Annotated in this window: 24 protein-coding genes and 1 tRNA gene; 17 read left to right on the top strand and 8 right to left on the bottom strand. The window is 47.7% G+C overall.

Annotated elements, in window-relative coordinates; all coding sequences use genetic code 11:
* Positions 1-8 precede the first annotated feature (8 nt).
* The 5 genes from A1sIIB106_RS03465 to A1sIIB106_RS03445 all read right to left on the bottom strand — a co-directional run bounded on the left by A1sIIB106_RS03465 (position 9) and on the right by A1sIIB106_RS03445 (position 4,288).
* Entirely contained in the window at positions 9-1,049 is a 1,041-nt protein-coding gene (locus tag A1sIIB106_RS03465) for an NAD(P)-dependent alcohol dehydrogenase (protein ID WP_095677349.1), read from the bottom strand.
* A 36-nt stretch (positions 1,050-1,085) separates the two neighbouring features.
* The gene (locus tag A1sIIB106_RS03460; protein WP_095677348.1) at positions 1,086-1,736 is read right to left on the bottom strand and encodes a thymidine kinase; all 651 of its coding nucleotides are present in this window, start codon (positions 1,734-1,736) and stop codon (positions 1,086-1,088) included.
* A gap of 45 nt (positions 1,737-1,781) precedes the next feature.
* Positions 1,782-3,653 (bottom strand): acyltransferase family protein, encoded by a 1,872-nt coding sequence (locus A1sIIB106_RS03455; RefSeq protein ID WP_095677347.1) that lies wholly within the window; start codon positions 3,651-3,653, stop codon positions 1,782-1,784.
* Positions 3,650-4,177 (bottom strand): adenine phosphoribosyltransferase, encoded by a 528-nt coding sequence (locus A1sIIB106_RS03450; RefSeq protein WP_095677858.1) that lies wholly within the window; start codon positions 4,175-4,177, stop codon positions 3,650-3,652. The genes A1sIIB106_RS03455 and A1sIIB106_RS03450 overlap by 4 nt, the downstream gene beginning before the upstream one ends.
* A 27-nt stretch (positions 4,178-4,204) precedes the next feature.
* Positions 4,205-4,288: transfer RNA gene (locus A1sIIB106_RS03445), tRNA-Leu, on the bottom strand.
* 84 nt (positions 4,289-4,372) lie between these two features.
* Here A1sIIB106_RS03445 and A1sIIB106_RS03440 point away from each other — a divergent pair.
* A complete protein-coding gene (locus A1sIIB106_RS03440; protein ID WP_095677346.1) occupies positions 4,373-5,680 on the top strand; it encodes a M20/M25/M40 family metallo-hydrolase in 1,308 nt (435 codons plus the stop codon).
* On the opposite strand, the gene A1sIIB106_RS03435 is transcribed toward A1sIIB106_RS03440, so the two are convergent.
* Positions 5,666-6,616: an aldo/keto reductase gene (locus A1sIIB106_RS03435; RefSeq protein ID WP_095677345.1), complete on the bottom strand. Its 951-nt coding sequence runs from the start codon at positions 6,614-6,616 to the stop codon at positions 5,666-5,668. The two genes, A1sIIB106_RS03440 and A1sIIB106_RS03435, sit on opposite strands and share 15 nt — an antisense overlap.
* A 50-nt stretch (positions 6,617-6,666) precedes the next feature.
* On the opposite strand from A1sIIB106_RS03435, the gene A1sIIB106_RS03430 reads away from it, so the two are divergent.
* From A1sIIB106_RS03430 to mshC, 4 genes are read left to right on the top strand one after another with little or no spacing between them, the layout of a single operon-like run.
* Positions 6,667-7,371, top strand: coding sequence for an MSMEG_4193 family putative phosphomutase (locus tag A1sIIB106_RS03430; RefSeq protein WP_095677344.1), 705 nt, complete (start codon positions 6,667-6,669; stop codon positions 7,369-7,371).
* Positions 7,368-7,916 carry a DUF3090 family protein gene (locus A1sIIB106_RS03425; RefSeq protein WP_095677343.1) on the top strand — a complete coding sequence of 183 codons (549 nt, stop codon included), beginning with the start codon at positions 7,368-7,370 and terminating at the stop codon, positions 7,914-7,916. Before A1sIIB106_RS03430 ends, A1sIIB106_RS03425 begins: the two co-directional genes overlap by 4 nt.
* Positions 7,913-8,641 (top strand): SCO1664 family protein, encoded by a 729-nt coding sequence (locus A1sIIB106_RS03420; RefSeq protein WP_190277209.1) that lies wholly within the window; start codon positions 7,913-7,915, stop codon positions 8,639-8,641. The genes A1sIIB106_RS03425 and A1sIIB106_RS03420 overlap by 4 nt, the downstream gene beginning before the upstream one ends.
* Positions 8,642-8,650: 9 nt before the next feature.
* Complete coding sequence (gene mshC / locus A1sIIB106_RS03415) at positions 8,651-9,892, top strand: cysteine--1-D-myo-inosityl 2-amino-2-deoxy-alpha-D-glucopyranoside ligase (protein ID WP_095677342.1); 1,242 nt, start codon at positions 8,651-8,653, stop codon at positions 9,890-9,892.
* Here mshC and A1sIIB106_RS03410 read toward each other — a convergent pair.
* A complete protein-coding gene (locus A1sIIB106_RS03410) occupies positions 9,889-10,773 on the bottom strand; it encodes a PAC2 family protein (RefSeq protein WP_095677341.1) in 885 nt (294 codons plus the stop codon). The two genes, mshC and A1sIIB106_RS03410, sit on opposite strands and share 4 nt — an antisense overlap.
* Positions 10,774-10,802: 29 nt before the next feature.
* Between A1sIIB106_RS03410 and metH the strand changes: the two genes are divergently transcribed.
* Positions 10,803-14,309 (top strand): methionine synthase, encoded by a 3,507-nt coding sequence (metH, locus tag A1sIIB106_RS03405; protein WP_095677340.1) that lies wholly within the window; start codon positions 10,803-10,805, stop codon positions 14,307-14,309.
* Positions 14,306-14,977 (top strand): HAD family hydrolase, encoded by a 672-nt coding sequence (locus A1sIIB106_RS03400; RefSeq protein ID WP_095677339.1) that lies wholly within the window; start codon positions 14,306-14,308, stop codon positions 14,975-14,977. The genes metH and A1sIIB106_RS03400 overlap by 4 nt, the downstream gene beginning before the upstream one ends.
* On the opposite strand, the gene A1sIIB106_RS03395 is transcribed toward A1sIIB106_RS03400, so the two are convergent.
* Positions 14,952-15,707: a RecB family exonuclease gene (locus A1sIIB106_RS03395; RefSeq protein ID WP_095677338.1), complete on the bottom strand. Its 756-nt coding sequence runs from the start codon at positions 15,705-15,707 to the stop codon at positions 14,952-14,954. The two genes, A1sIIB106_RS03400 and A1sIIB106_RS03395, sit on opposite strands and share 26 nt — an antisense overlap.
* Positions 15,708-15,756: 49 nt before the next feature.
* Between A1sIIB106_RS03395 and A1sIIB106_RS03390 the strand changes: the two genes are divergently transcribed.
* From A1sIIB106_RS03390 to A1sIIB106_RS03345, 10 genes are read left to right on the top strand one after another with little or no spacing between them, the layout of a single operon-like run.
* Positions 15,757-16,641 carry a tRNA (adenine-N1)-methyltransferase gene (locus A1sIIB106_RS03390; RefSeq protein WP_095677337.1) on the top strand — a complete coding sequence of 295 codons (885 nt, stop codon included), beginning with the start codon at positions 15,757-15,759 and terminating at the stop codon, positions 16,639-16,641.
* The gene (locus tag A1sIIB106_RS03385; RefSeq protein ID WP_095677336.1) at positions 16,625-17,575 is read left to right on the top strand and encodes a helix-turn-helix transcriptional regulator; all 951 of its coding nucleotides are present in this window, start codon (positions 16,625-16,627) and stop codon (positions 17,573-17,575) included. The genes A1sIIB106_RS03390 and A1sIIB106_RS03385 overlap by 17 nt, the downstream gene beginning before the upstream one ends.
* Positions 17,568-18,521: a helix-turn-helix transcriptional regulator gene (locus tag A1sIIB106_RS03380; protein ID WP_095677335.1), complete on the top strand. Its 954-nt coding sequence runs from the start codon at positions 17,568-17,570 to the stop codon at positions 18,519-18,521. The genes A1sIIB106_RS03385 and A1sIIB106_RS03380 overlap by 8 nt, the downstream gene beginning before the upstream one ends.
* A 42-nt stretch (positions 18,522-18,563) precedes the next feature.
* The gene (tatA, locus tag A1sIIB106_RS03375) at positions 18,564-18,743 is read left to right on the top strand and encodes a Sec-independent protein translocase subunit TatA (RefSeq protein WP_095671812.1); all 180 of its coding nucleotides are present in this window, start codon (positions 18,564-18,566) and stop codon (positions 18,741-18,743) included.
* A 33-nt stretch (positions 18,744-18,776) separates the two neighbouring features.
* Positions 18,777-19,553, top strand: a complete 777-nt coding sequence (gene tatC / locus A1sIIB106_RS03370) for a twin-arginine translocase subunit TatC (RefSeq protein ID WP_223299523.1) — start codon at positions 18,777-18,779, stop codon at positions 19,551-19,553.
* 3 nt (positions 19,554-19,556) lie between these two features.
* A complete protein-coding gene (locus A1sIIB106_RS03365; RefSeq protein WP_095677334.1) occupies positions 19,557-20,432 on the top strand; it encodes a diacylglycerol/lipid kinase family protein in 876 nt (291 codons plus the stop codon).
* Positions 20,396-22,804, top strand: coding sequence for a DEAD/DEAH box helicase (locus A1sIIB106_RS03360; RefSeq protein ID WP_095677333.1), 2,409 nt, complete (start codon positions 20,396-20,398; stop codon positions 22,802-22,804). Before A1sIIB106_RS03365 ends, A1sIIB106_RS03360 begins: the two co-directional genes overlap by 37 nt.
* Positions 22,801-23,703 (top strand): 5'-3' exonuclease, encoded by a 903-nt coding sequence (locus tag A1sIIB106_RS03355; protein WP_095677332.1) that lies wholly within the window; start codon positions 22,801-22,803, stop codon positions 23,701-23,703. The genes A1sIIB106_RS03360 and A1sIIB106_RS03355 overlap by 4 nt, the downstream gene beginning before the upstream one ends.
* Positions 23,697-25,082 carry an apolipoprotein N-acyltransferase gene (gene lnt, locus A1sIIB106_RS03350; RefSeq protein ID WP_095677331.1) on the top strand — a complete coding sequence of 462 codons (1,386 nt, stop codon included), beginning with the start codon at positions 23,697-23,699 and terminating at the stop codon, positions 25,080-25,082. The genes A1sIIB106_RS03355 and lnt overlap by 7 nt, the downstream gene beginning before the upstream one ends.
* The gene (locus A1sIIB106_RS03345; RefSeq protein ID WP_095677330.1) at positions 25,079-25,834 is read left to right on the top strand and encodes a polyprenol monophosphomannose synthase; all 756 of its coding nucleotides are present in this window, start codon (positions 25,079-25,081) and stop codon (positions 25,832-25,834) included. The genes lnt and A1sIIB106_RS03345 overlap by 4 nt, the downstream gene beginning before the upstream one ends.
* The last annotated feature ends 24 nt before the right edge of the window (positions 25,835-25,858 follow it).

Here is a 25,858-nt window from a genome sequence, read left to right as displayed (position 1 = left end):
AAGTTTAGCTAGAAGGAAGTTGCGTCAATTACGAAGCGATACTTAACATCGCTGGCAACGGTGCGTTCGTAAGCTTCGTTGATGTAATCAGCCTGAATAACTTCAACGTCGCTGACAATGTTATGTTTTCCACAGAAATCAAGCATCTCTTGCATCTCAGGGATACCACCGATCATTGATCCAGAGAGCGAACGACGTGCAGGTAGTAATGAACCGGCTTCAACCGAGTACGGCTTTCCAGGAAGTCCAATAACCACGAGGGTTCCGTCGACACCGAGCATTGAGAGATAGATATTGATATCTAGTTCAGCGCTGACTGTATTCAAGATTAGGTCAAAGTGTTTGCTGTACTTAGTGTGGAAACCTTCAGACTTTGTTGAAACAAAGTGATGTGCGCCCATCGCCTTTGCATCTGCTTCCTTCGAAGGAGAATGCGAAAAGACAGTTACTTCAGCTCCCATCGCAGCTGCAAACTTGACTCCCATATGGCCGAGACCGCCCAGACCCATCACCGCAACTTTCTTGCCAGGGCCGGCTTTCCAATGCTTAATTGGCGAATACAAAGTAATTCCAGCACAGAGCAGGGGAGCCACACCATCTAGAGAAAGATTTGCAGGAATAGTGACGGCGTAATCTTCATTAATGACCATTACATTTGCATAGCCTCCCATTGCAGGAGTCTTTCCATCACGTTCTAATTGGTTATAAGTACCAGTCATTCCTTCGATGCAGTATTGCTGCGTTCCGTTTTTGCAAGGCTCGCATACGCGACATGAGTCAACGAATACGCCAACGCCGATTAGATCTCCAACTTTAAATTTTGATACTGCAGAGCCAATACTTGTCACGACACCCGCGATCTCATGGCCGGGAACCATAGGAAATATGGCAGGACCCCATTCTTCGCGAGCTTGATGAATATCTGAATGACAGATGCCTGAGTACTTAATATCTAAGGCGACATCGTGTGCGCCAAGATCGCGACGCTCAAACTCCCAAGGAGCAAGCGGGGCCTTAGCGGTCATTGCAGCGTATCCACGTACTTTCATTTTTCTCTCCCTGATTGATTGACTAGTTAGCGCTCTTTATTCGTTCTCTGTAAATGGTAAAGGTAATGGAGAAGTATGTCCTGCTCGAGATGCACGCGCAGTAACGCGACGCATGTGGTGGCGTCGACACAAGACTTCGTAGGCGACTTCCGCACCTGGTGCAACATCTCCGACAACGACTTGTTCACCTTCGGTAACCATTACTCCGCCGAGAGTTCTGGCATTGTGAGTTGCTCTTGAACCACACCAGCAAAGAGCCTCAACTTGAAGCGTATTTACTCGATCAGCAAGTTCTACCAATCGTGCGGAACCTGGGAAAAGTTTGGTGCGAAAATCTGCCAAGATTCCGAAGGCGAAGACATCAATCCCCAAACCATCAACTATCTTGGCGAGTTGTTCAATTTGTTCTGCCTGATAGAACTGGGCCTCATCGCAGATTATGTAATCAATGCGATCTCCAACAGACAGGCGTTCCACAACTAACTTGTGGAGATCTAATCCTGGATCAACTTCGATTGCTGCGCTCTGTAATCCAAGACGAGATGAGATAACTCCAGAACCGGCGCGATCTTTACTTGTGAAAATTAAACCCGAACGTCCGCGGCTCTTATGATTGTGGGCGGTCTGCAGTGCAAGCGTGGATTTACCACTATCCATCGTTCCGCAGTAATAAATAAGTTCAGCCACGGGGTGCATCTTTGCATCTAATTAAGGAAATTGGCGATAGTAACTTCATATAACGCCATTGCTCCTTAAGAAATCGCGTAAATTGTTGGAAAGTGCGGCGCTCATATCAACGCTGATGTGCGAGGCGTCACGATATGCGACTATCCCATTGACAATAGCCGGGCAGGAATCTGTACATAGCCACGGAGTTGGGTCTAGCGCGATAAATCCACCTGCGACGCGAGGATCTGATTTCTCATTAGCGTCGCATTCGTCGGCCTTTGCCGTTGCTAAGCAACTAGGGATATCGCGCTGCGGCTTTGGCGTATCGGAGATGTAAATTAAATTTGGAGAGCTATTTAAAACCTTGGCATAGAGAGAACGCTGTCCTTCCAACCACCAAGCATCACGCGATGAGTAACGCGTTGGGTAGGCGAAGTGCTGGAATCCACTCATGATCACCGCTTCAGGCTTTAACTGCTTGATTCGCTGTATCGAGTTATCTCGCCAAGCGTTACAGTCGGAGTTTTTAAAGGCACCTGAATTAACACGATCGACTTCAACGGCAGGACAGGCGGATTTGGTAAGACTGATTAGCGCAAATCCCTCATCGATTGCGATTTTTTCCAGGGCCGGAAACCATTGCGCTGCATGTGAATCCCCGTAGAGAACTATCTTCCGCTTCGAATTAACGTCTCCGTAGAGACATTCTGGAGAGTTTTTGTTGCCATAATTTGCATGACATCCATCGTCATAGATCTTAGGCTTCTGCATCACTGCCGCTATTGATACAGAGCGACCATTCGGTAGAGAGATGTCATCTTTTGTGGTGAGCAATATTGCACTTGCCACCATAACGCCGGAGAGAGTTGCCGCTAATGCGAACTTCGTAGTCTGGCGATTTGATAACTTCCTTCGGGAGAACGGTTTTTCAATAAATCTATGAGTTAAATCAGCGGCCAGAGCGGTTAGGGCAATTAAGAGAAATCTTTCAAGCAAAGTTAAGGGGCGACCGAAGCGGGTACTTGGAATTACTAGTAGAGGCCAGTGCCAGAGATAGAAAGGATAGGAGATTTCACCTAACCATTGAACAAAGCGCAGGCGTGAAAAATCATTGAGTATTGGCGGCCACGAATGTATGAATGCAATCAGTAGCGCAGTAGCCAAAACCGGATACAGAGCTGCAGTACCTGGGAACGGCGTGTTGTCACTGAATCGAATTACGCCGTACGGAAGTGTTAGTGCAGATAACCAAACAATCAGCGTTCGAGAAACAGATTTCTTTTCAAGAAGCTCTTTCGGTATGAAGAGTAGTAGAGCACCAACGCCGAGTTCCCAAGCGCGAGTTGGAAGACTGTAGAAAGCCCAGATCGGTGCTGCGTTAGTTAGGAAGAGCGAGAATAGAAAAGAGAGGATGGTGATACCGAGAACGCCGCGAAAGACTAAGCGTTGGCGACCAATCTTCCAGAGTGTGAAAATTATCAGTGGCCAGAGAAGATAGAACTGCTCCTCTACGGCGAGCGACCAGTAGTGAATTACTGGCGATGGCGTCGCGTTTAGATTCTGATAATCGTTCTGCCACCAAGCAAAAAGGTAATTGGAAATATAGATGGAAGCGGCGAAGATATCCTGACCCAGAGATGATCGAATAGTTGGTGGAAGAAAAAGCCAGGCCCCGAATGCGGTAAGTATCAGAACGCTTATTGAGGCAGGCAGTAACCGCTTGGCTCGCCGCAAAAAGAAGTTTCGGTAGTTAAAGGCGCCACTCAGCGTTATCTCTTTAACGATGATGCCAGTTATTAGATATCCAGAGATCACATAGAAGATATCTACGCCAATGAACCCACCGGGTGCTAACTTGGCATGGAAGAGAACAACCAACGTCGCAGCGACGGCACGCAGCGCTTGGATCTGGTGGATGCGAACTTTAGAACTCAAGAAGTTACCAACGATTTAATCTCGATCTTGGGAAAACGCTTGGCGATTAACTCCCGGCCACCGAGTCCAGAAATTTCAAAGAGAACCTGAACGGATTTGACGACCGCCCCAGTGCGTTCAGCGAGTTCGAGCGCGGCAGCGATCGTTCCGCCTGTTGCGAGGACGTCGTCAATAATCACTACCGTTTTTCCATTGGCAAATGCATCGATATGAACTTCTATCTCATCTTCGCCATATTCCAGACCGTATTTCGCGCCGATAGTTTCGAAAGGGAGTTTTCCACTTTTTCTAAAGGGCACGAAACCAGCGTTCTTCTCTAAGGCAATCGCTGCAGCAAAGATAAATCCACGAGCTTCAATGCCAGCAATTACATCTACGTCGTCGATCTGAGACGCGAAGGCTTTGATTACAGTTGAGTAAGCAGTTGGATCGGCCAGTAGCGGTGTTATATCTTTAAAGAGGATGCCAGGTTTTGGGTAATCTGGAATATCTCTGATCAGGGAGAGGGCGTCTGCTAACTTCATAACGATCCAATTCCACCACATTAAACGTGTCCGGGAAGGGAGTTGAACCCTCAAGCCCTTGCGGGCACTAACACCTCAAGCTAGCGCGTCTGCCAATTCCGCCACCCGGACCAGTGCGCTGCAAACGATAGCAACGCTGAAGCAACCACGCAAAAGCAGGTCCTTTTTCGAGCGATTGTGGGGGAGAATGACGGCATGAGCGAGATAAGAAATTTTGAAGATGAAGCAATTCGTATCTGCCAAGATTTAATCCGAATTCCCAGTGTGAACTTTGGCGAAGGGCGCGGAGACGAAGAAGCGGTTGCTAACTACATTGTGGCCTCACTCGCTGAAGTTGGAATTGAAGCAAGAATTTATGAATCTGCGCCAAAACGTTGCAATGTGATTGCTCGTATAAAAGGAAGTAATCCAGATAAACCAGGCTTAGTAGTTCATGGACACATCGATGTCGTTCCAGCAAACGCTGCTGAATGGTCAGTCGAACCTTTCGCCGGCGAGATTAAAGATGGATGTATCTGGGGTCGTGGCGCAGTTGATATGAAGAATGTGGATGCAATGATCTTGGCCATCGTGCGAGATTGGGCGCAGCGCGGTTATGTTCCAGAACGCGACATTGTTCTCGCCTTCTTCGCGGATGAAGAAGCAGGAATGACCTTTGGTTCTCGTTGGATGACGGCAAACCATCCAGAAGTATTCGCTGGTTGTTCAGAAGCGATTTCAGAAGTTGGTGGTTTCTCCGTAACCGTTGCCGATGGCAAGCGTCTCTACTTTATTGAAGCAGCACAAAAGGGTATTCATTGGATGAAGTTAACCGCCCAAGGTCGCGCCGGCCATGGCTCGATGATGAACGATGAAAATGCGTTAACGGCGCTAACTGAAGCAGTCGCCAAAATTGGTCGCTACGAGTGGCCACAGCGTTACACCAAGACGGTAAAAGATTTGTTTAAAGAAGTTGCTCGCGTGACTGGAAAAGCCTATGACGAGAAGGATCTACGGCCACTTTTGAAGGAGATTGGTTCAACTGCGCGAATGATTGGAGCAACGTTGCAGAACACTGCAAATCCAACGATGTTGGAAGCAGGCTATAAGGCAAATGTAATTCCAGGAACTGCAAGTGCGGTTATTGATGGTCGCTTCTTACCTGGTTATGAGGACGAGTTAAACGAAACTGTCCGAGCGATCGTCGGTCCAGATATCTTGATTGAAACTGTTTCACACGACATCGCCTTAGAAGTCGATTTTGATGCGCCGCTGGTTGATGCGATGAAGGCTGCAATTCTTGCCCACGACCCAGAGGGAATTCCAGTTCCTTATCTGATGAGCGGTGGAACAGATAATAAAGCGCTCTCTGAAATTGGAATTGTTGGTTACGGTTTTTCTCCACTGCGCCTGCCAGCAGATCTCGACTTTATGTCGCTATTTCATGGAGTAGATGAACGAGTTCCAATTGATGGTCTGCGCTTTGGAGTACGAGTACTTAACGACTTTTTAGAGAGTTGCTGAAACTTCGTTTAACGCGTTACGTACAACTTCAGGAAGTTCAATCTCTTCGCTAGCCAAGATGCCTTGCAACTGCGCGGCGGTACGTGCGCCGACAACTGAACTGGTTACGCCGGGAAAATCACGTACCCAAGCTAAGGCCACCTCTAGTGGTGAATAGCCGAGACCTTGAGCAGCAACAGAGACAGCCTCAACTATGCGACGTGAACGATCATTTAAGTAAGGTTCAATAAAGGGCGCGAAGTGCGGAGTAGCAGCGCGAGAATCGGCAGGAATTCCATTGCGATATTTACCGGTTAGAACACCGCGACCTAGCGGAGACCATGCGATAAATCCGGTTTCCAGATTGCGAGAGCATTGCAACGAATCTTCTTCCACTCTTCGATTTAGAAGTGAAAATTCATTCTGCATAACTGCAATAGGAGCCTTGCTGCTATTGGCTTCCTGTAACGAGATAGCTCGTGCGCTCTGCCAACCGTTGAAGTTTGAAATTCCTACATATCTGGCGCGACCAGAGGTATATGCCCAATCAAGAGCCGACAGCGCATCCTCTAATTGCGCTGCCGTATCCCAACTCTGGATCATCCAGATATCAACATAGTTTGTTCCCAAACGAGTAAGTGATTTATCCAGCGAACTCATCAATGAGGTACGAGAGTTATCTGTGACTAGTGCGCCATCAATATAGGAAGATCCCGCTTTGGTTGAGATGACAACATCTTCTCGTTTGAATAGCGTCCCGATCAGGCCGCCGATTACCCGTTCTGAATCTCCATCGCCGTAGTGACTGGCTGAGTCAAAATAGTTTCCGCCGGCTTCGATAAAAGCGCGTGCTTGATCGGCAGCTTCATGGGTATCGGTGTCGCGTCCCCAGGTCATTGTGCCTAGGGCAAGGCGAGAAAGGGAGAGCCCTGATCTTCCCGCACGACGAAGTTCCATGGCGGCCACCCTAGCAAGACGCAAATGAATTTTGCGGATAACCTTCTAACATGACACGGATAGTTTTGTTACGCCATGCACATTCATCGGCCAATGCCAAAGCGATTCTTGCCGGAAGAGCGCCAGGTGTAGATCTCTCAGACCGCGGTCGTAAAGAAGCGCAAGATATTGCAAAGCGATTGAAAGAGATTAATTTTTCGCTGATCAGAGTTAGTCCCATGGAACGTTGTGCTCAAACTATCGAACCTTTATTGGCGCAATTATCGAAGAACCGTGAAGCCGAGCCGATCGTTGAAGTCGAAAGCGATCTCGTTGAAGTGGACTACGGTAAATGGACAGGGCGAAAGCTCGCAATTCTTTCAAGGGACAAGGCCTGGAAGGTTGTGCAAAATACTCCGAGCGCGATGTATTTTCCGGGTGGTGAAGGGTTATTAGATGTTCAAGCTCGGGCCATGCGCGCGTTAAATAGCGCAGCAAATACGCCAGGTAAAGGTGCAAAGCTTCTCGTAAGTCATGGTGATGTCATCAAATCAATCGTGGCCAGCGTCTTGGGTACACATTTAGATCACTTCCAGAAAATTGTCATCGATCCTGCATCGTTAACGGTTCTTGATTTCAACGGCGTTGATTATCGCGTTCTAACTTTGAACAGCACCACCGCTCCAATCTCGGCCTTCCTAAAGAAAGAAGTTTCCAAGAAGAAGGGTGTTACTGCGCTGCTTGGTGGGGGATCTGGGCGTAAAGGCAAAGGATGAGCGGACAGATCTTTCTCTTCGATCCCGCCGATCGTTTTGTAGCAGGAACCGTCGGCGTTCCGGGGGAGCGCACCTTCTTTCTTCAAGCACGGAGCGGTTCTCGATTGATTTCGGTTTCGCTAGAGAAGGCCCAGGTTGCAGCGCTAGCCGAGCGAACTCAACAGATTTTACGAGAAGTGAGATCTTCGGAACCTTTAACTGTATTTGAACGCGTTGAACGAGATGATCAACCTTTAGAGACGCCAATAGATGAAGAGTTTCGCGTCGGAGTTATAGGCCTTGCCTATCTTTCAGATCGCAAGATGATTGAGATTGATCTCCAAGCGATCGCCGATAGCCAATCTCCTGAGGATGAAGAGTTGTTGATGGAGTTATCGGATAGCCAAGATATCTTGCGCGTCTTAATTCCATTGGGTTATGCGGAAAGTTTTGCAAAACGTGCGATCGCTGTTGTTGGCGCGGGTCGCGCACCTTGCCCATTCTGCGGTGGTCCTATTGATCCAAGTGGTCATCTCTGTCCGCGCGCTAATGGATACCGAAGATGAGCGGTTTGAGCGCACAGGAAATTGAAGAGTATCTGAGAGATCTGAGCCACGGAGATCTATCAGTTACTGGACGGCTAGTTGATGCATCTAATGCAACTTTGTACGCCTCATGTGAAGTTAAGGAAAGAACTTTAATTTGTATCTACAAACCAATTGCAGGCGAACGTCCGCTTTGGGATTTCCCCGATGGCACCTTAGCTAATCGTGAATACCTGACTTTTTTAGTAAGCCATTGGTTAGGTTTACATCTTGTGCCACCGACAGTTCTACGTGATGGTCCTTACGGAACTGGAATGGTTCAACTCTGGATAGATATTGATGAGAGCGTTGATCTGATGGAGTTCTTTAAAGAAGATAATGCCGAACTTCGCAAGATCGCGCTTCTAGATTTGATAACAAACAACACAGATCGAAAAATCGGACATTTGATTCCTACGCCAGAAGGCGCGGTCTATGGCTGCGATCATGGAGTTACCTTTCATGAGGAAGATAAGTTGCGAACAGTTCTTTGGCAGTGGGCGAAGCAGCCATTCTCAAGCGATGAACTGGAGATATTGCAGTTAGCAAAGATGTTGATTGCAACTGAGAAACGAGATGTTGTACTTGGACTCATTGAAGAGGAAGAGTTAAACGCGACTGTAGATCGAATCGAAAGAGCCCTTTCACAGAAGTGTTTTCCGGAACCCAACCCAGATTGGCCAGCGGTTCCGTGGCCACCGTTCTAGGATGAGCGCATGAAGGCCTGGTCAGATCTCTATATTCCGCCGCTTGATGCGCGCTTTTCCTTGGCAGATCTCTCACTTCATGACACGGCAACTAATTCGGTAAAACCTCTTGCTCGAAAGAGCATCTACCGAATCTATGTTTGTGGAATTACTCCTTACGATGCAACTCACCTGGGCCATGCCAATACTTATCTGGCTTTCGACCTAGTAAATAGATACTTACGGGCAACTGGAGCTCAAGTAAATTTCGTTGAGAACATTACCGATATCGATGATCCACTTCTGGAACGAGCAGCGCGCGATGGCATTGACTGGGAAGATCTTGCTCATTCACAGATCGAACTTTTTAAGTCAGATATGGTCGCTTTACATGTGATCCCACCTGCTCATTACATTGGGGCAGTTGAGGCGATTCCGCAAGTTATAGATGCGATTAAAGCGCTTCAAGAAAAAGGCACGGTCTATAACGTCGAACAAGATCTCTACTTTGAAGTTAGAAGTGATTCAGACTTTGGACGCCGTTCTAATTTATCTCAAATTGAAATGCTTGATATATTCGCACAACGTGGGGGAGATCCGTTAAAGCATGGCAAGAAAGATCCACTTGATGCTCTTCTATGGCTCGCACAACGTCCCAATGAACCAGGTTGGAACTCTGAGTTCGGTGCCGGTCGTCCCGGTTGGCATATTGAATGCTGCGCCATTGCGCTCAATTATTTAGATATCGCAGATGGCGATTCCACCTCGATAGATATCCAAGGTGGCGGAAGTGATTTAATTTTTCCGCATCACGAAATGTCCGCGGCACAATCAAAGATGATTAACGGACGTGAGTTTGCAACGCATTATGTTCACGCAGGAATGATCGGACTTGATGGCGACAAGATGAGTAAATCAAAGGGAAACCTCGTTCTGGTCTCTAATTTGCTCAAAGAAGGTCGCGATGCGATGGCGATTCGCTTGGCTTTGTTAAGCCATCACTACCGCAACGATCATATGTGGACCAATAGTGATCTAGTTGAAGCAGAACAACTCCTTAACGAGATGCGCATCGCACTCTCGCGCATGGAAGTTGCACCAACTGATTCAACTATCACCGAAATTATTGCGGCCCTTGCAGATGATCTAGATACGCCTAAAGCAATCAAAGCTTTGCGCGGATGGCTTGAAGCCACTTACGCGGGACAAGTTGGGGGAAGCCCAGGCGAACTATCACGCGCAATCGATACCTTGCTCGGTATCGCTTTCTAACTTCCTTCTTGTCTTCTTAAGAATTTCTCAAGTTCACGGGCAATCTCATCGCCGGATACATCGGAGAAGGCGGCACTATCTTTACTCTCTTCCAGCGCTTTAACGTAGTCTCCGATCTCACTATCTTCCTGCGTTAACTCATCAACTTCCTTCTCCCATTCTTGGGCGTGATCATTTAACTCACCCAATGGGAATTCGATCTCTAGAAAATCCTCTAAAGCGTTTATCAATGCGAGAGTTGCCTTCGGAGATGGTGAGCTACTCGCATAGTGAGGAACGGCAGCCCAGAGTGAAATCGCATCGATTCCACGTCGCAGACATGCATCTTGTATGACACCGAGAATTCCGGTTGGACCTTCATAACGACTGACTTCAATCCCTAATCGCTTTGCTATGTCGGGGTGCGCACCAGATCCCGTAACAGTTATAGGACGACTGTGTGGAGCATCAGCGAGCATTGAACCCAAGGTAATGATGGTTGATACTTCTAAGTCATCGGCGAGATCTAATAATTGATGCGTAAATGTGCGCCATTTCATCGATGGCTCAACGCCGCGAACGATTACGAAATCGTTGGCAAATTGAGGTGTGGAGAGACCAAAGACTTGGGTTCCTGGCCAGATGAGAGATCTGACATGCGAACCATCGATCTCAATCATTGGGCGATTTACTTGGAAATCGTAATAATCTTCAGAATCAACATCGGCGATTAGCTCTGGAATCAGATCTGTTGCCTTTGGATTATCTACATCTGCAATTTCACTCCAGATACCTAAGAGGTGAGATACAGCGCCAGTTGCGGCTTCTGCAGCATCGTTCCAACCAGAGAATGCGATAACCATGATTGGTGAGCGCAGCGCAGGTATCTTATGAATCTCCACATTGAGCACCTTACGGTAACCTCTGCCAAGTGACGAGCCCTAATCGCCAGAGACCCGCGGGATTACTCCGCCAAGCCCTGGCATCGCGCACGGTAATCGCCGATGGCGCGATGGGCACTATGTTGCAAGAGGCCGATCCAACGCTCGAGGATTTCCAAGGCCACGAAGGTTGCAACGAAATTCTTAACGTCTCCCGACCAGATATTGTGCGCGGAGTACACGATAAGTATTTGGCGGTCGGCGTTGATGCAATTGAGACCAATACCTTTGGCGCGAACTGGGCGAATTTAGCCGAGTACGGAATTGAAGATCGAATTTACGAACTTGCTTTCGCTGGAGCCAAGATCGCGCGCGAGGCGGCAGATGCTGCGAGCACAAAAGAGAAACCGCGCTTTGTTCTTGGCTCACTCGGTCCCGGAACGAAGCTACCTTCGCTCGGACATACTACTTATCAAAAATTGAAAGATGCGTACTACACAGCGGCAAAGGGTCTGCTTGATGCAAAGTCAGATGCGCTCTTAGTCGAAACAACGCAAGATTTATTACAGGCAAAAGCAGCAGTTAATGGTTGCCGCCAAGCGATCGAGGAAGTCGATTTCGACGTCGTTTTAATTGCCCAAGTAACAGTTGAAACAACTGGAACCATGTTGCTGGGCTCCGAAATCGGCGCGGCTTTAAATGCACTTGAACCTCTAGAGATTGACCTAATCGGGCTTAACTGCGCGACAGGTCCTGCCGAAATGTCTGAGCATCTACGTTACCTATCAAAGTTCGCTAACTGTGCGATCTCGGTAATGCCCAACGCTGGCCTGCCAATTCTTGGAGCAAAGGGCGCGGAGTATCCGCTTGGACCGAAAGAGTTAGCGGATGCGCTTGAAACATTTGTCGGGGATTACGGCATTGGTTTGATTGGTGGATGCTGCGGAACAACCCCTGAGCATCTGGCCGCAGTTGTGGAGAAGATGTCGAGCAAGCCATTTAAAAACCGTGGTGCAGCGCTCGATCCGGGTGCATCATCGCTCTATCAATATGTTCCATTCCGCCAAGACAATACTTATATGGCTATTGGAGAGAAGACCAACGCCAATGGTTCGCGAGCATTTCGTGATGCACTGGTAGCTGAAGATTGGGAGAAGTGCGTGGAAATCGCACGCGATCAGATCCGCGACGGTGCTCATATGCTCGATCTTTCAGTCGACTATGTCGGTCGTGATGGCGCAAAAGATATGTACGAGATTGCATCTCGCTTTGCAACTGCATCAACTCTGCCAATTGTGCTTGATTCGACCGAACCTAATGTTCTCAAAGCCGGACTTGAAGCACTTGGCGGTCGTTGCGTAATTAACTCCGTTAATTACGAAGATGGTGACGGTCCCACATCTCGCTTTGCGCGAATCATGCCTTTGGTCAGAGAACATGGTGCTGCAGTAGTTGCACTCACTATCGATGAAGAAGGTCAAGCTCGTACCGCCGAATGGAAGTTACGAGTTGCGCGTCGACTTATTGAAGATCTCACAAATAACTGGCAGATGAAGACCGGCGATATCTTGATCGACGCCCTTACTTTTCCTATCGCAACCGGCCAAGAAGAAACCCGTCGTGACGGAATTGAGACAATCGAGGCTATTCGCTCACTTAAAGCCGAATATCCAGATGTTCAAACAACTCTAGGCGTTTCCAACGTCTCATTCGGTTTAAACCCAGCGGCTCGTGTTGTTCTTAACTCTGTTTTCTTGCACGAATGCGTGGCAGCCGGACTTGATTCAGCAATCGTGCATCCTTCAAAGATCACACCTCTTGCGCGCATTGAAGAACGCCATAAGGAAGTTGCTCTCGATTTAGTTTATGACCGCCGCAAGTACGACGGTGAGACCTGTATCTATGATCCGCTAACCGAATTCTTACAACTCTTTGAAGGCGTTGAACTAGCCGCATCACGAAATGTACGAGCCTCGGAACTAGCCGCTTTGCCGCTTACTGAACGACTACAACGCCGCATCATTGATGGTGAAAAAGTCGGCCTCAGCGATGATCTTGATACTGCGATGGCCGAAGGCATCAAGCCACTGACAATTATTAATGACTATCTTCTTGAGGGCATGAAGGTCGTGGGTGAACTCTTCGGTAAAGGCGAGATGCAACTTCCTTTCGTACTTCAGAGCGCCGAAGTTATGAAGACGGCAGTTGCTTATCTTGAGCCGCATATGGAGAAGACCGATGACGAAGGTCGCGGCACAATGCTGCTGGCCACGGTTAAGGGCGATGTTCACGATATCGGTAAGAACTTGGTAGATATCATCTTGAGCAACAATGGGTACACCGTTGTGAATATTGGAATTAAGCAGACAATTAATCAGATTATTGATGCTGCACAAGAATCAAACGTTGATGCTATTGGTATGAGCGGGTTGCTTGTTAAATCAACGGTGATCATGAAAGAGAATCTTGAAGAGTTAACTAATCGCGGGCTTGCGGAAAAATGGCCAGTTGTACTTGGGGGAGCAGCGTTGACTCGTGCCTTCGTCGAACAAGACTTGGCTGGAATGTTTCCTGGAGAAGTTCGTTATGCACGTGATGCATTTGAAGGACTTCGTCTGATGGATTCGATTATGGCGGTAAAGCGCGGAGTTCCAGGAGCAGCGTTGCCTGCACTTAGAGAACGCAAGGTTCCACTGCGCCCCAAGAAAGATGAAGCTTTAGTAATCGATACCAAGAGAAGTGATGTTGCGATCGATATCGATATACCAGCGGCTCCATTCTTTGGTTCCCGAATCATTAAGGGCGTTCCGTTAGCGGATTATGTTGAAATGCTTGATGAACGTGCCTTGTTCGTTGGTCAATGGGGCTTAAAAGGTGCACGCGGCGAGTACGAAACGATGGTTGAAAATGAAGGGCGTCCTCGTCTTCGCGCGCTTCTAAATCAGGTTCAATCTAAGGGTTGGCTTAATGCTGCAGTTGTCTACGGTTACTTCCCTTGCGTCAGCGATGGCAATGATCTAGTTATCTTGCATCACGAAGGCCCAGATAAGGGTAAAGAGCGCACACGTTTCTCGTTCCCACGTCAGTCACGCGATCGCAGACTCTGCTTGAGCGATTTCTTCGCCGCTAAAGATTCAGGTAAAACCGATGTCGTCGCTTTCCATGTTGTGACGATGGGAAGTGAGATTAGTAAAGCGGCGAATGAGTTATTTGCCGCGAATAATTACCGCGAATATCTAGAGCTTCATGGTTTATCAGTTCAGTTAACAGAGGCGCTAGCCGAGCATTGGCATGCCCGAGTTCGTGAAGAGTTCCATGTTCGCGGCGACGATGCCCCTGATCTACAAGGGATTCTCGATCAGGGCTATCGCGGATCGAGATACTCATTTGGCTATCCAGCCTGTCCAAACATTGAACAACAAGTCGAGCTGTGTGAGCTGTTAGAGCCAGGACGTATTGGTGTCGAGCTATCTGAAGAATTCCAGTTGCATCCCGAACAAAGTACATCAGCAATTATCGTGCATCATCCTGAGGCGAAATACTTCAACGCAAATTGAGTTTCCAAGCAATCTTCTTTGATATGGACGGACTCTTTCTAGATTCCGAGCCACAGTGGCATGAAGCCGAAACGCAGATGATGCGTGAGAACGGTTACGACTGGAAGCCGGAAGATCAATTGCACTGTCTTGGCGGACCACTACGTCGCGTCGCTGAATACATGTCTAATTGTCTAGAGGGGCATAAATCACCAACCGAATTAGAAAGCATGATCATCGCAGAGATGACCGATCGTCTCTCGAGAAAAGTTCCGCTAATGCCGGGCGCGCTAGCAATATCAAAAGCCATTCATGAGTCGCGAACTAAGCAAGGGCTAGTTTCTGCAAGTCCGCGGCCTATCGTGGATGGCGTATTGCGTGGCCTGAACGAGAAGTATTTTGATATAACGGTAGGCGCTGGCGATATCGAGCGAACCAAACCTTTTCCTGATCCTTATCTACATGCGGCCAAACTTCTAGGTGTCGACATCGAACAATCACTTATCTTTGAAGATTCGCCAACTGGCATAACCGCAGCGGTCGCAAGCGGCGCTTTTGTAGTTGCCGTTCCTCACTATGTAGAAGTCGAAGAACAGCCTCGGCTCAAGGTGATTTCTTCTTTTGAAGATATAACGATTCTAGATCTAGAGAAATGGTCAGAAGTTAACCAACGTGAGCTGGGCAGATAGCCTTAAAGAAGCACCAATCACATAGCTTTGTTGGGCGCGGCCTGAATTCATTTCGTTCAATCGCGCGCAAGATATCTGCAGCAACATCAAAGAGTATCTGTTCGGTCTTAATTAGATCCTTTTCAGTGGGTGTGCTCTTTATCAATCGAGTATCGCCCATGTAGATCAGTTGCAAAAGCTTTGGAATCACGCCGTGGTTCTTCCAATACAGAAGCGCGTAAACTCGAAGTTGGAAGAAAGCCTTATCTTCCCAGCCAGGTTTCGGCGATTTTCCGGTTTTGTAGTCAACGATGCGAACCTCACCGGTTGGTGCAACATCTAAACGATCGACGTATCCATGTAGATAAAGTTCGGGGGATAGATCCATCTCGAGATGCAGCTCTCGATAAGTTGGCTCAAAGAGCGTTGGGTTTTCTAAGGTGAAGTAATTTCCAAGTAACTCTTCGGCTCGCTTAAACCAAGCTCCAGAATCTAGAACCAACTCTTTTATTGCAGGCTTTTCTTCAATCTGCGCCTGCCACTTCTCCGGCAACATTTGTGCAGCGTGTGAGATTGTTCGATCCGATGCCGGGATTTCAAAGAGATCTTCCAGAACAGTATGAATCAGCGTTCCACGTTCGGCGTCGATGCTCGGTGGTTCAGGCAATAGGTCGATCGTGCGATATTTGTAGAGCTGTGGACAATTATTAAAGTCGCTGATGCGGCTAGGCGAAAGTCTCAATTGGCTCATAATGAAGGAAGATACCCGTTCGTACGCTCTTTGCGCCTAAGATGCTCCCGTGTCTAGCCTTAATGAGAATAACGCCGATCTAGGCGCCAATCGTGGACGTTTTGTCGCTGGCGATCGAGTTCAGCTCACCGATCAAAAGGGAAAGATTTACAGCATCACGATCACTCCTGGTAAAGAGTGGCACACCCATAAAGGGTGGATCGTTCATGACGATTTGATTGGTCTTCCCGAAGGTTCAGTTGTTAGCACTAGTGCGGGGTTAAAGTTCACTGCATTTATTCCATTGCTAACAGATTACGTTCTATCTATGCCTCGTGGAGCGACAATTGTTTATCCAAAAGATGCTGCGCTAATTGTTGGCTTCGCAGATATTTTTCCGGGCGCTCGAGTACTTGAAGCCGGAGTGGGAAGCGGCGCTTTAACGCTCTCGCTCTTACGCGCGGTTGGTCCAACAGGCTCTGTGCACTCAGTGGAACGTCGCGATGAATTTGCAGCTAATGCAACAACTAACATTGAAAATTACTTTGGAGGACGTCCCGCAAACTGGTCTCTTGCGATCGGTTCAGTGCAGGAGCAAGAATTTGACCACGAGTTTGATCGCGTGATCCTAGACATGCTCGCCCCTTGGGAATGTGTTGAAATGGCCGCGAAAGTTTTGCGACCTGGGGGAGTCTTTATGGCCTACGTTGCAACAACAACTCAGCTATCTGCAACCGCTGAAGCGCTTAAGGATGATGGACATTTCACCGAGCCGGAAAGTTTCGAAAGCATGGTTCGTGGTTGGCACCATGAAGGTTTGGCAGTTCGTCCGCAACAGAGAATGATCGGCCACACTGGTTTCTTGATCTTCTCTCGCCGCATGGCGCCCGGTGTTGAAGTTCTTGCACGACGTCGTCGTCCCGCGAAGGGCTCTTACGGTGTCGCGGAAGACTGAGCGTTTAGTTAACTTAACTATCGCACTATTGGCCACGAAGAGATATATAACGAAATCTGAAATCTTTCGAACTGTAGATGGATATGAAGGAACCGCGGAAAGTAAAGAGCGGATGTTCGAGCGCGACAAAGATGATCTACGTAACCTCGGAATTGAGATCGAAGTAGGTTCTTTCGACCCACTCTTTGAAGATGAGGCGGGCTATCGAATCAAGCCGGATAGCTATCAATTTCAATTAGGTGAAGTTAGTAGCCAGGAGATCTCACTGCTTTCTCTCGCAGCTGAAGCATGGCGCGGGGCAGCGCTAGACGGCTCAGCGCTAACCGCCCTCAGAAAGTTACATGCGATTGGTATCGAATCAGATATTGAGTCGATTCCGGATCTTGCACCGCATGCGAATGTTCGCGATAAGAACTTGCAAGTTGCAATCAGTGCGATCACATCTAGACAGAAAATCTCTTTTAAATACTTAAGCGAAGAGTTAGCGGAACAGGATCGTAAGATCGCACCGTATGCAGTTACATCTCGCTACGGTCATTGGTATCTATACGGACTCGATCTCGAGAAGTTAGGTATTAGAAGTTTCCGTTTAGATCGCATTTCCGGAGATATCGCGTCTGAAGGCAAGCCCGGATCTTTCGAGGTAGATAAAGAGTTTGATCTATCTAGCCTGAGCAAGAGCGGCGATGAAGTTCGTACTGCAGTGATCTATCTAAGAGTTGGAAGAGCGATTGCGCTTCGTTCTCGCTCCAAAACTTCTTCCACACAAAGCGCTATCGCTGGTTGGGATCAAGTTGAAGTGAATTTTCGCGATCAAGAGAGATTTATTGAAGAAGTCCTTTGGTATGGAGATGATGCAATCGTCTTAGAACCAAAGAGCGTTCGAGAAGAAGTTGTGAAGAGGCTGGAACTTGGGGTGAAACGCTATGGTTAAACAAGCCACCTCACCTATAGCCAAGACCGCTCGGCTGCTCGATCTAGTTCCTTTTATCACTACCCATCAAGGGATCTCGATTAAGGATCTTGCCAAAGAGTTTGCAATTACTTCTGAAGAGTTGCTGGATGATCTCAATACGCTCTGGATGTGTGGTCTTCCGGGATATACGCCACTTGAGTTAATCGATCTCTCATTTGAATCTGGTTACGTTTCAATTCGTAACGCCGAGATTCTTCAAAAGGTACGTCTGTTGACTAAGGAAGAGCTTGTTGTAATTGCAATTGGTTTAGATTTTCTCAAAGAGTCGCTCTCAAAAGATCGTGAGGATCTTGTGCTTGCGATTACCTCACTTCAAATGAAGATCAAGTCGCTGATTGGCGATATCGCACAGGTAACTCCAACTGTCGATAGTGCACATCGCGCAGTTATTTTACGAGCGCTTAAGGAACGCAAAAATCTAGAGATTGAATATCACTCGCTGATTAGGGATCAGATTTCAACCAGAGTTGTTACCCCACTCGAATTGGGTGAAGATAAAGGAATAGAAGTGTTGCTGGCCTACTGCAGTACAGCGTCAGGATTTCGCACCTTCCGTTTAGATAATGTGAAACAGGCAAAACTTCTAGATGCCAGCGACTTTGTTTCTCAATCTCAGAACAGCAGCGAAGAAATTTTTCGCGCTAAATGCAGAATTAACTCTCGTTTACGAACCACCTTTGAGAGGTTTCGTTTAGAGACCGATATGGCGACTTCGTCGGCCTTGAGTCTAGGTAAGGGGATCACGGTTGAAGTGACCTCATTTAGCCAAGATTGGTTGGTGCGAAACTTTATGAGCACGTTGGCCAATACCGAGATCACAGATCCAGCAGAACTGGCCAAATCAGTAGGCGCAAAGGCGCAGGCTACCTTGGAGCTTTATAAGAACGATCGCTTCTCGTCCTAGGCGTACCTGCGCATACTGCCGCTAATAGGATATCTTGTACCTATGAATTTAGCGCAACCAAGTCATCTCCTTCTTGTCCTTCTAGTCTTTATCGTTCTCTTTGGTGCCAAGCGCCTGCCTGATTCAGCGCGCTCTCTAGGTCAATCACTTCGCATCTTCAAGAGCGAGATGAAGAACGATGGGGATGAAAAGAAGAACGACGACGATTCATCAACTAAGTAATTCAGTAAGTAATTAGGCCCGCGTCCAACGCTCATGATGGCTGGTGCAAAATCGGCTCGCATGCCCTTATTGGAACATTTACGCGAGTTTCGAAAGCGGATAGTTCGCTCGGTTTCAGCAATCTTGTTAGCCGCCTTAATTGGTTGGTTCTTCTACAACGAAATCATTGCAAAGTTAGCGCAGCCAGTCTGTGATCTGGAGCTAGCTCAGAGAACTGGCTCTGATACCTGCGGTTCGCTCTACATCAGTGGCGTACTTGGTCCGCTAAATCTTCAGATAAAAGTCGCCTTACTAACGGGTCTAATCATTGCGGCGCCATATTGGTTATATCAACTATGGGCATTTATTGCGCCAGCACTTCACCGTAAAGAAAAGCGAAACTCAGTCTTCTTCTTCATCGCTGCCACTCCATTCTTCGCGGCCGGAACTTTCCTCGGTTACGCAATTCTCCCGCTGGCGATCAAGGTGCTCTTTGGATTCACCCCAGATGCACTAAATAACCTTGTTAAATTTGATGATTACCTAGATTTTGTCATGCGAACGATTCTGGTCTTTGGCTTAGCTTTTGAGCTTCCTGTTTTTCTAGTTACCTTTAACTTGATTGGCTTCTTGAGCGGCGTAGCGATTTTAAGGCCGTGGAGAATTTGGGTCTTCTGCATTGTGCTCTTTGTTGCAGGGTTCTCACCAAGTGCTGATCCGCTGTCGATGATTCTTCTGGCAATTCCACTCATTATTCTGTACTTGCTTTCAGGTGTATTCGCGCTGTGGAATGACAAGCGACGAGCAAAAAAAGAAATTCCTCAGGTTTAAATCGTGTGGGCGATCGTCATCAACCCTGTTTCTGGGGGAGGAAAGGGCGCCGCACTCGGTAGAGAAGTTGCTGGTTACTTCGCAAAACATGGTCTTGAATACACGATCATCACGGCAACGTCAGCGCTTAAGTTAAAGGAGAATTTAGCGAATTTTCTTGATCTTCCAGAAGGTCAAAACTGCCATGGTGTAATTGCAGTTGGTGGTGACGGTCTAGCGCATCTCGTAATCCAATTGGTTGCCCCAAGAAAGATTCCGTTTTCAGTGATTCCGGCAGGTACAGGAAATGATTTAGTTCGAGCCATGGGTTGGAACCTAGACTCGATAACTCAGCAGTTAGATTTTGTTACAACCAATCAACCGACTCCTATTGATTTAGGAATGGTTGATTCGGAATGGTTTGGAGCAATACTTTCAACCGGTTTTGATTCGGTGGTAAACGAGCGAGCCAACACAATGAGATGGCCGAAAGGGCCAATGAAGTACAACTTGGCTATTGCGATGGAGTTGACAAGATTTGCACCGATTTCATACACAATCGAATTAGATACCCAATCACTTCAAGTCGAGGCGATGCTGATCGCCGTTGCCAACGGTAAGTGCTACGGGGGAGGAATGCAGGTCTGTCCCGATGCATCAATGACCGATGGGTTATTTGATGTCATGATCTTGCATCCAGTGAGCAAGCCAGAATTTATCAAGGTCTTTCCCAAGGTATTTAAGGGTGCGCATATCGGGCATCCTCAAGTGCGCATTTATCGCAGCGCTCGTGTCTCTATCTCATCTACTGCGGTTGCATATGCCGATGGTGAGCGAATTGGAGGTTTGCCAGTTCGTGCTGAATGTATGGCAGGTGCTGGACTATCGTGGACCCCGTGAGTACGCCTGCTGAAAAATTCGCCGCTGCAAAGAGTCGAAGCAAGCATGCTGTAACCGAAGAATTTCTAGCCGAATCCAAGTTCCCATTTGATGACTTCCAGATCCAGGCTTGTCACGCGGTAGAAAGTGGACATGGAGTTTTAGTTGCTGCTCCAACTGGTGCCGGCAAGACGGTAGTCGGAGAATTCGCCGCGTTTTTAGCGCTACGAAATGGCAAGAAGTGTTTCTACACAACACCGATCAAAGCGTTATCGAATCAGAAGTTTCAGGAGTTCGTAGATCGATTCGGTGAAGATCGTGTTGGCTTGCTAACCGGTGATACCAATATCAATTCTGAAGCAGATATCTTGGTTATGACCACAGAAGTTCTGCGCAACATGCTCTATGCCGGCTCTTCAACGCTCACCAATTTAGGTTCGGTTGTTATGGATGAGGTTCATTACCTGGCGGATAAGTTCCGTGGTGCGGTTTGGGAAGAAGTCTTGATTCACTTGATGGAGTCAGTACAGGTCATCTCGCTATCTGCAACGGTTTCTAACGCTGAAGAGTTCGGAGAATGGCTCGGTGAAGTACGTGGTGAAACCCATGTGATCTTGAGCGAGCATCGACCGATCCCGTTGTATCAACATATTTTGATCAACTCATCTCTAATCGACTTGTTCTCAAGCCCTGGCAAAGTGAACCCAGAAATCCTTGCCGCTGAGCGCGAAGCTATGCGTAAGGTAAAGATTCCGCGCCACCGCCGTGAGCAATGGGGGGCATCCGAATCACGTTTATCCCGGCCAGAGATTATTGAGAAACTTCAACGCGAAAACTTGTTACCCGCGATCACATTTATCTTCTCTCGGATGGGATGTGATGCGGCGGTAAAACAGTGTTTAGCCGCTGGGATTAAGCTAACTAATACTGAAGAACGCGCCGAAATTCTCAAAACTGCCGAACGTTACACCGCTAATTTGCCGGAAGAAGATCTTGAAGTCCTTGGGTATCGTGAATGGATTACCGCTCTCGAACGTGGCATCGCCGCTCATCACGCCGGTTTACTTCCATCCTTTAAAAACGCGATCGAAGATCTCTTTCAACGCGGCTTAGTTAAAGCAGTATTTGCCACCGAAACCCTTGCGCTAGGTATCAATATGCCGGCGCGAACCGTAGTACTCGAAAAGTTGAGTAAGTGGAATGGTGAAGCGCACGTTCCGATTACACCAGGGGAGTACACGCAATTAACTGGTCGTGCCGGCAGACGCGGCATCGATATTGAAGGAAATGCCGTTGTGCAGTGGTCTCCAACTGTGGATTCGGCGATGGCGGCCAGTTTGGCATCAACTAGAACATATCCACTGCGTTCTTCATTTACTCCGACCTACAACATGGCGATAAATCTAATCGCACGTTTTGGTCGAGAGCGAGCCCACGGAAGTTTGGAATCTTCGTTTGCACAGTTCCAAGCAGACCGCGCTGTAGTTGGTTTGGTCAAGCAAATTAAGAAGAATGAGAGTGCGCGACTTGAGTTAATGGCTAGTGCCGAGTGCCACTTAGGTGACTTTGCAAGCTATGCCAGATTACGAAGTGATATAAAAGAGTTAGAGAAGCTGTTATCTAAACGCGATGGCCGAAAGACTTTTGACAATCGCCAGCGCCAACATATGGAGAATGAGATAGATGGTCTGCGCCGCAGTACGCGTTCACATCCCTGCCATTCATGTAACGATCGTGAAACACATGCTCGCTTTGCTGAGCGTGCAGAGCGCCTGCACCGCGAATCCGAAGGCTTGCGTGGAAGAGTTGAAAACCGTACCCATGTCATCGCTAAGACCTTTGATCGCATCTGTGATGTATTGACCCATCTTGGATATATCGAGGGGGAGAAGCCACTTCCTCAAGGCAAGATTCTCGCCAAGATTTACGCCGAATCAGATCTTCTGTTAACCGAAACTATTCGTAATGGAATTCTCGATGAGTTATCTGCTCCGGAACTTTTATCTGTTGTCTCGTGCATGATCTTTCAATCAAGATCGCGCGATGAGTATGCGCCAAAGATGCCTCACCAAAACGTCTCTAACGCACTAGTTGAGATCACCAAACTATGGGCCAAACTTGAAGATATCGAGAACGAGTTTGATGTTAACACCCAGAAAGAACCCGACTTCGGTTTTGCCTATATTTCTTATCGTTGGGCGCAGGGTAACTCTCTTACAAACGTTCTCAAGGGCTCGGATATGTCGGTCGGAGATTTCGTTCGCTCGGCCAAGCAGTTGATGGATTTATTAATGCAGATCGCTGGTGCCAGCGAGAAGTTACGTCCAGTTTGTCGTGAAGCGATCAAGCGTTTAGATCGCGGCGTAGTTTCATATATGGTGGATGACCTATGACTTTGATGCTCCTTGATAGCGCTTCACTTTGGTATCGCGCTTACTACGGAATGCCCGATACCTTGTTGGCACCCGATGGCACCCCAGTAAATGCGATACGCGGTTACCTTGACATGACAGCACGCCTAATTGGCATGTACTCACCAAATCGCATCGTCGCCTGCATCGAAGGAGATTGGCGCCCGTCATGGCGAGTAGATATTTTCCCTGAATACAAAGCTAACCGCCTTGAGGAAGATGGCGAAGGCGAAGAAGAACCAGATTTATTGACACCACAGATTCCGATCTTGCTAGATCTTCTTGATGAATTTGGAATTCCGATGGTCGGTGTAGATGACTATGAGGCCGATGATGTTATGGCTACCTTTGCGGTTAAAGAACCTGGCCCAACTCGAATTGTTACTGGAGATCGAGATCTCTTTCAGTTAGTCGATGACAAACGTGATGTAAAGGTTGTTTATCTAGCAAAGGGTTTATCTCAGCACGACCTAGTCGATAAAGCGTGGATTGCACGTAAATATGCCATTCCCGGTGATCGTTACGCCTTATTTGCAATGTTTAGAGGCGATCCTTCAGACGGACTGCCTGGCGTTAAGGGGATTGGTGAGAAAGGCGCAGCGCTGATTGCAAATAACTTTGCAGACGTCGATGAAGCCCAGCAAGGAGCTCGCGATGCGCACCCATCGCTAAAGCCAGCCCTTGCTAAGAAGATAATTGAAGGCGCAGATTATTTAAAGATCGCACCTACTTTGGTCAACTGCGCAAGAGATGTCGCCCTTCCGAAAATTGATATCTCGATGCCGCAGAAACCAGCTGATCTTTCAAAGATTTATGAGATCAAGGAACGCTACGGACTTGGCGCAAGCGTTGATCGGTTGATCACTGCACTCAAATGGTGATCTTCTTATTTTCTGCGCTTCTTGTAAGTGCAGCATTTGAACCGATAGGTATTTGGTATCTCGCGCTCGTTGGTTACGCGCTTTTCTTTAGAGGGCTTTCGAAAAGTAGAAGACCAGTCCGAGCCTCATTTATCTTCGGTGCGATTCTTAACGGCATAGTTCTGCATTGGAGTAGTAAGTATGTTGGAGCGCTGCCTTGGCTCTTATTAACTTCGCTACAAGCCGCTTTCTATCTTCCAGTTGGATGGATCTACCGCAAAACAAGTTCGCTTCGTTGGGTTCTCCTTACCTTTTTGATCTGTGAAGAGTTGCGGGCGCGCTTTCCATTTGGTGGATTTGCCTGGACCAGAATAGCCTTTAGCCAAGTTGAATCACCGCTCCTTCCATTAGTTTCGATTGGGGGAGTACTGCTACTTAGCTTCGCGACTTTGCTTTCTGCGTTGGCGCTGAACCGCCTTAAAGTTCGCACACTCGTTCTAGTCGCAGTTGGTTTCCTAATCGTTGCCTTCTTACCGAATAATCCAACTACGACGGAGAAGATTTCTCTAATAGCGATTCAGGGAAATACTCCTTCAGTTGGTCTTGAGTTCAACTCGCGTGCTAAGGCGGTCTTCTACCTGCATCGCGACACCACGCGCCAACTTGTGAAGCAGAAGTACGATGCAGTTATTTGGCCAGAAAATGCCATTGATATTGATCCGCGAAACTATCCCGAAGTTCTCGCAGACATTAAAACGGTGGTTAAAGAGATAGATATGCCGCTGATTGCAGGCGTGGTTCTTACAGAGCAAGGAGCGCCGGCGAATGCTTCTGTCATGTATGACGCAATGGGAGAAGTCGAATCGACATACATTAAGCGCTACTTAACGCCTTTCGGTGAGTACATGCCTCTGCGCCGAATCGCTGAAATTGTGTCTCCATATGCAAAGTCGGTAAACGATTTCAAGCCTGGTCAGGGCTTTGTATCGCATGAAATTGGTGGATATCAAGTAGCACCGATCATTTGCTATGAAATTATCAACGATGGTTTGGTTCGCGAGAGCGCGAATCAGTCTGGTGCAATTATTGTTCAAACAAATAGCGCGACCTTTGCAAATACCGCCGAAAGCGCCCAGCAACTAGCGATCACAAGAATTCGCGCAGTTGAGCATTCTCGCGATATTCTCAGCGTTTCTACCGTTGGCATCTCTGCCTTTATCGATAATAATGGTGCCGTGGTATCTCAGACACCAGAAAACATCTCAACTTCGATCTCTGGAGATCTAAAGATTTCAAACCATCAAACGTTGGCTGATCGTCTAGGGGGAGTGGCTCCCCTTCTTGTTGTCTTTGCATCGCTTATCTTCGCTATCGGAATTCGCAAGAGGGTTTATCGATGACAATTAAGATTGCTCTTCTGATTCCGACTTACAACGAGGCTGTTTCTATCGTTGAGCTACTTGATAAGTTAACCGAATTTCGTGCAAATAAAAGAAGTAATTTTGATGTCATTGTCATCGATGATAATTCACCAGATGGAACTGCCAACATTGTCGATAATTTACATCTACCTTGGGTGTCGATACTTCGCAGGCCCGGTAAAGGCGGATTGGGTGCTGCTTATCGGGCGGGATTTGTACAAGTTCTCGCTGATTCGAGTTACACCCATGTAGTAACTATGGATGCCGATGGATCACACCGAGTTGTCGATTTAGAGAAGATGATTGCAGCGATCGAACCTGGAAAATTGATTGTTCTGGGAACTAGATGGATACCTGGCGGATCGGTAGTTAATTGGCCTAAGCGACGCCAGTATCTATCGCGAGCGGGCACTGCATATGCCAAATTGGCCCTTGGAATCCCGTTAAATGACTTAACTGGTGGTTTCCGGGTTTACAGCGTTGATCTACTCAAAGCTTTAAAACTTAGCGATATGCAGGCAACTGGTTATTGCTATCAAATTGAGATGGGACTTGCTGCCCATCTTGCTGGTGCAAACGAAATCGAAGTTCCAATCACCTTTGTAGAGCGAATAAATGGCGTTTCCAAGATGTCGCAGGCGATAGTTATCGAGGCGTTGCTACAGACGACCCGTTGGGGTATTTCACGCATACTCAGACCTAACGCCGATAAGTTACATTATGTTAAGTAATACTAAATCAACCCTGCCCCGCAA

Origin of the sequence: Candidatus Planktophila lacus, assembly GCF_002288325.1 — a bacterium.
Lineage (GTDB): Bacteria > Actinomycetota > Actinomycetes > Nanopelagicales > Nanopelagicaceae > Planktophila > Planktophila lacus.
The sequence above is the reverse complement of the archived record's forward strand: the minus strand, read 5'-3'. Positions and strand labels throughout refer to the sequence as shown.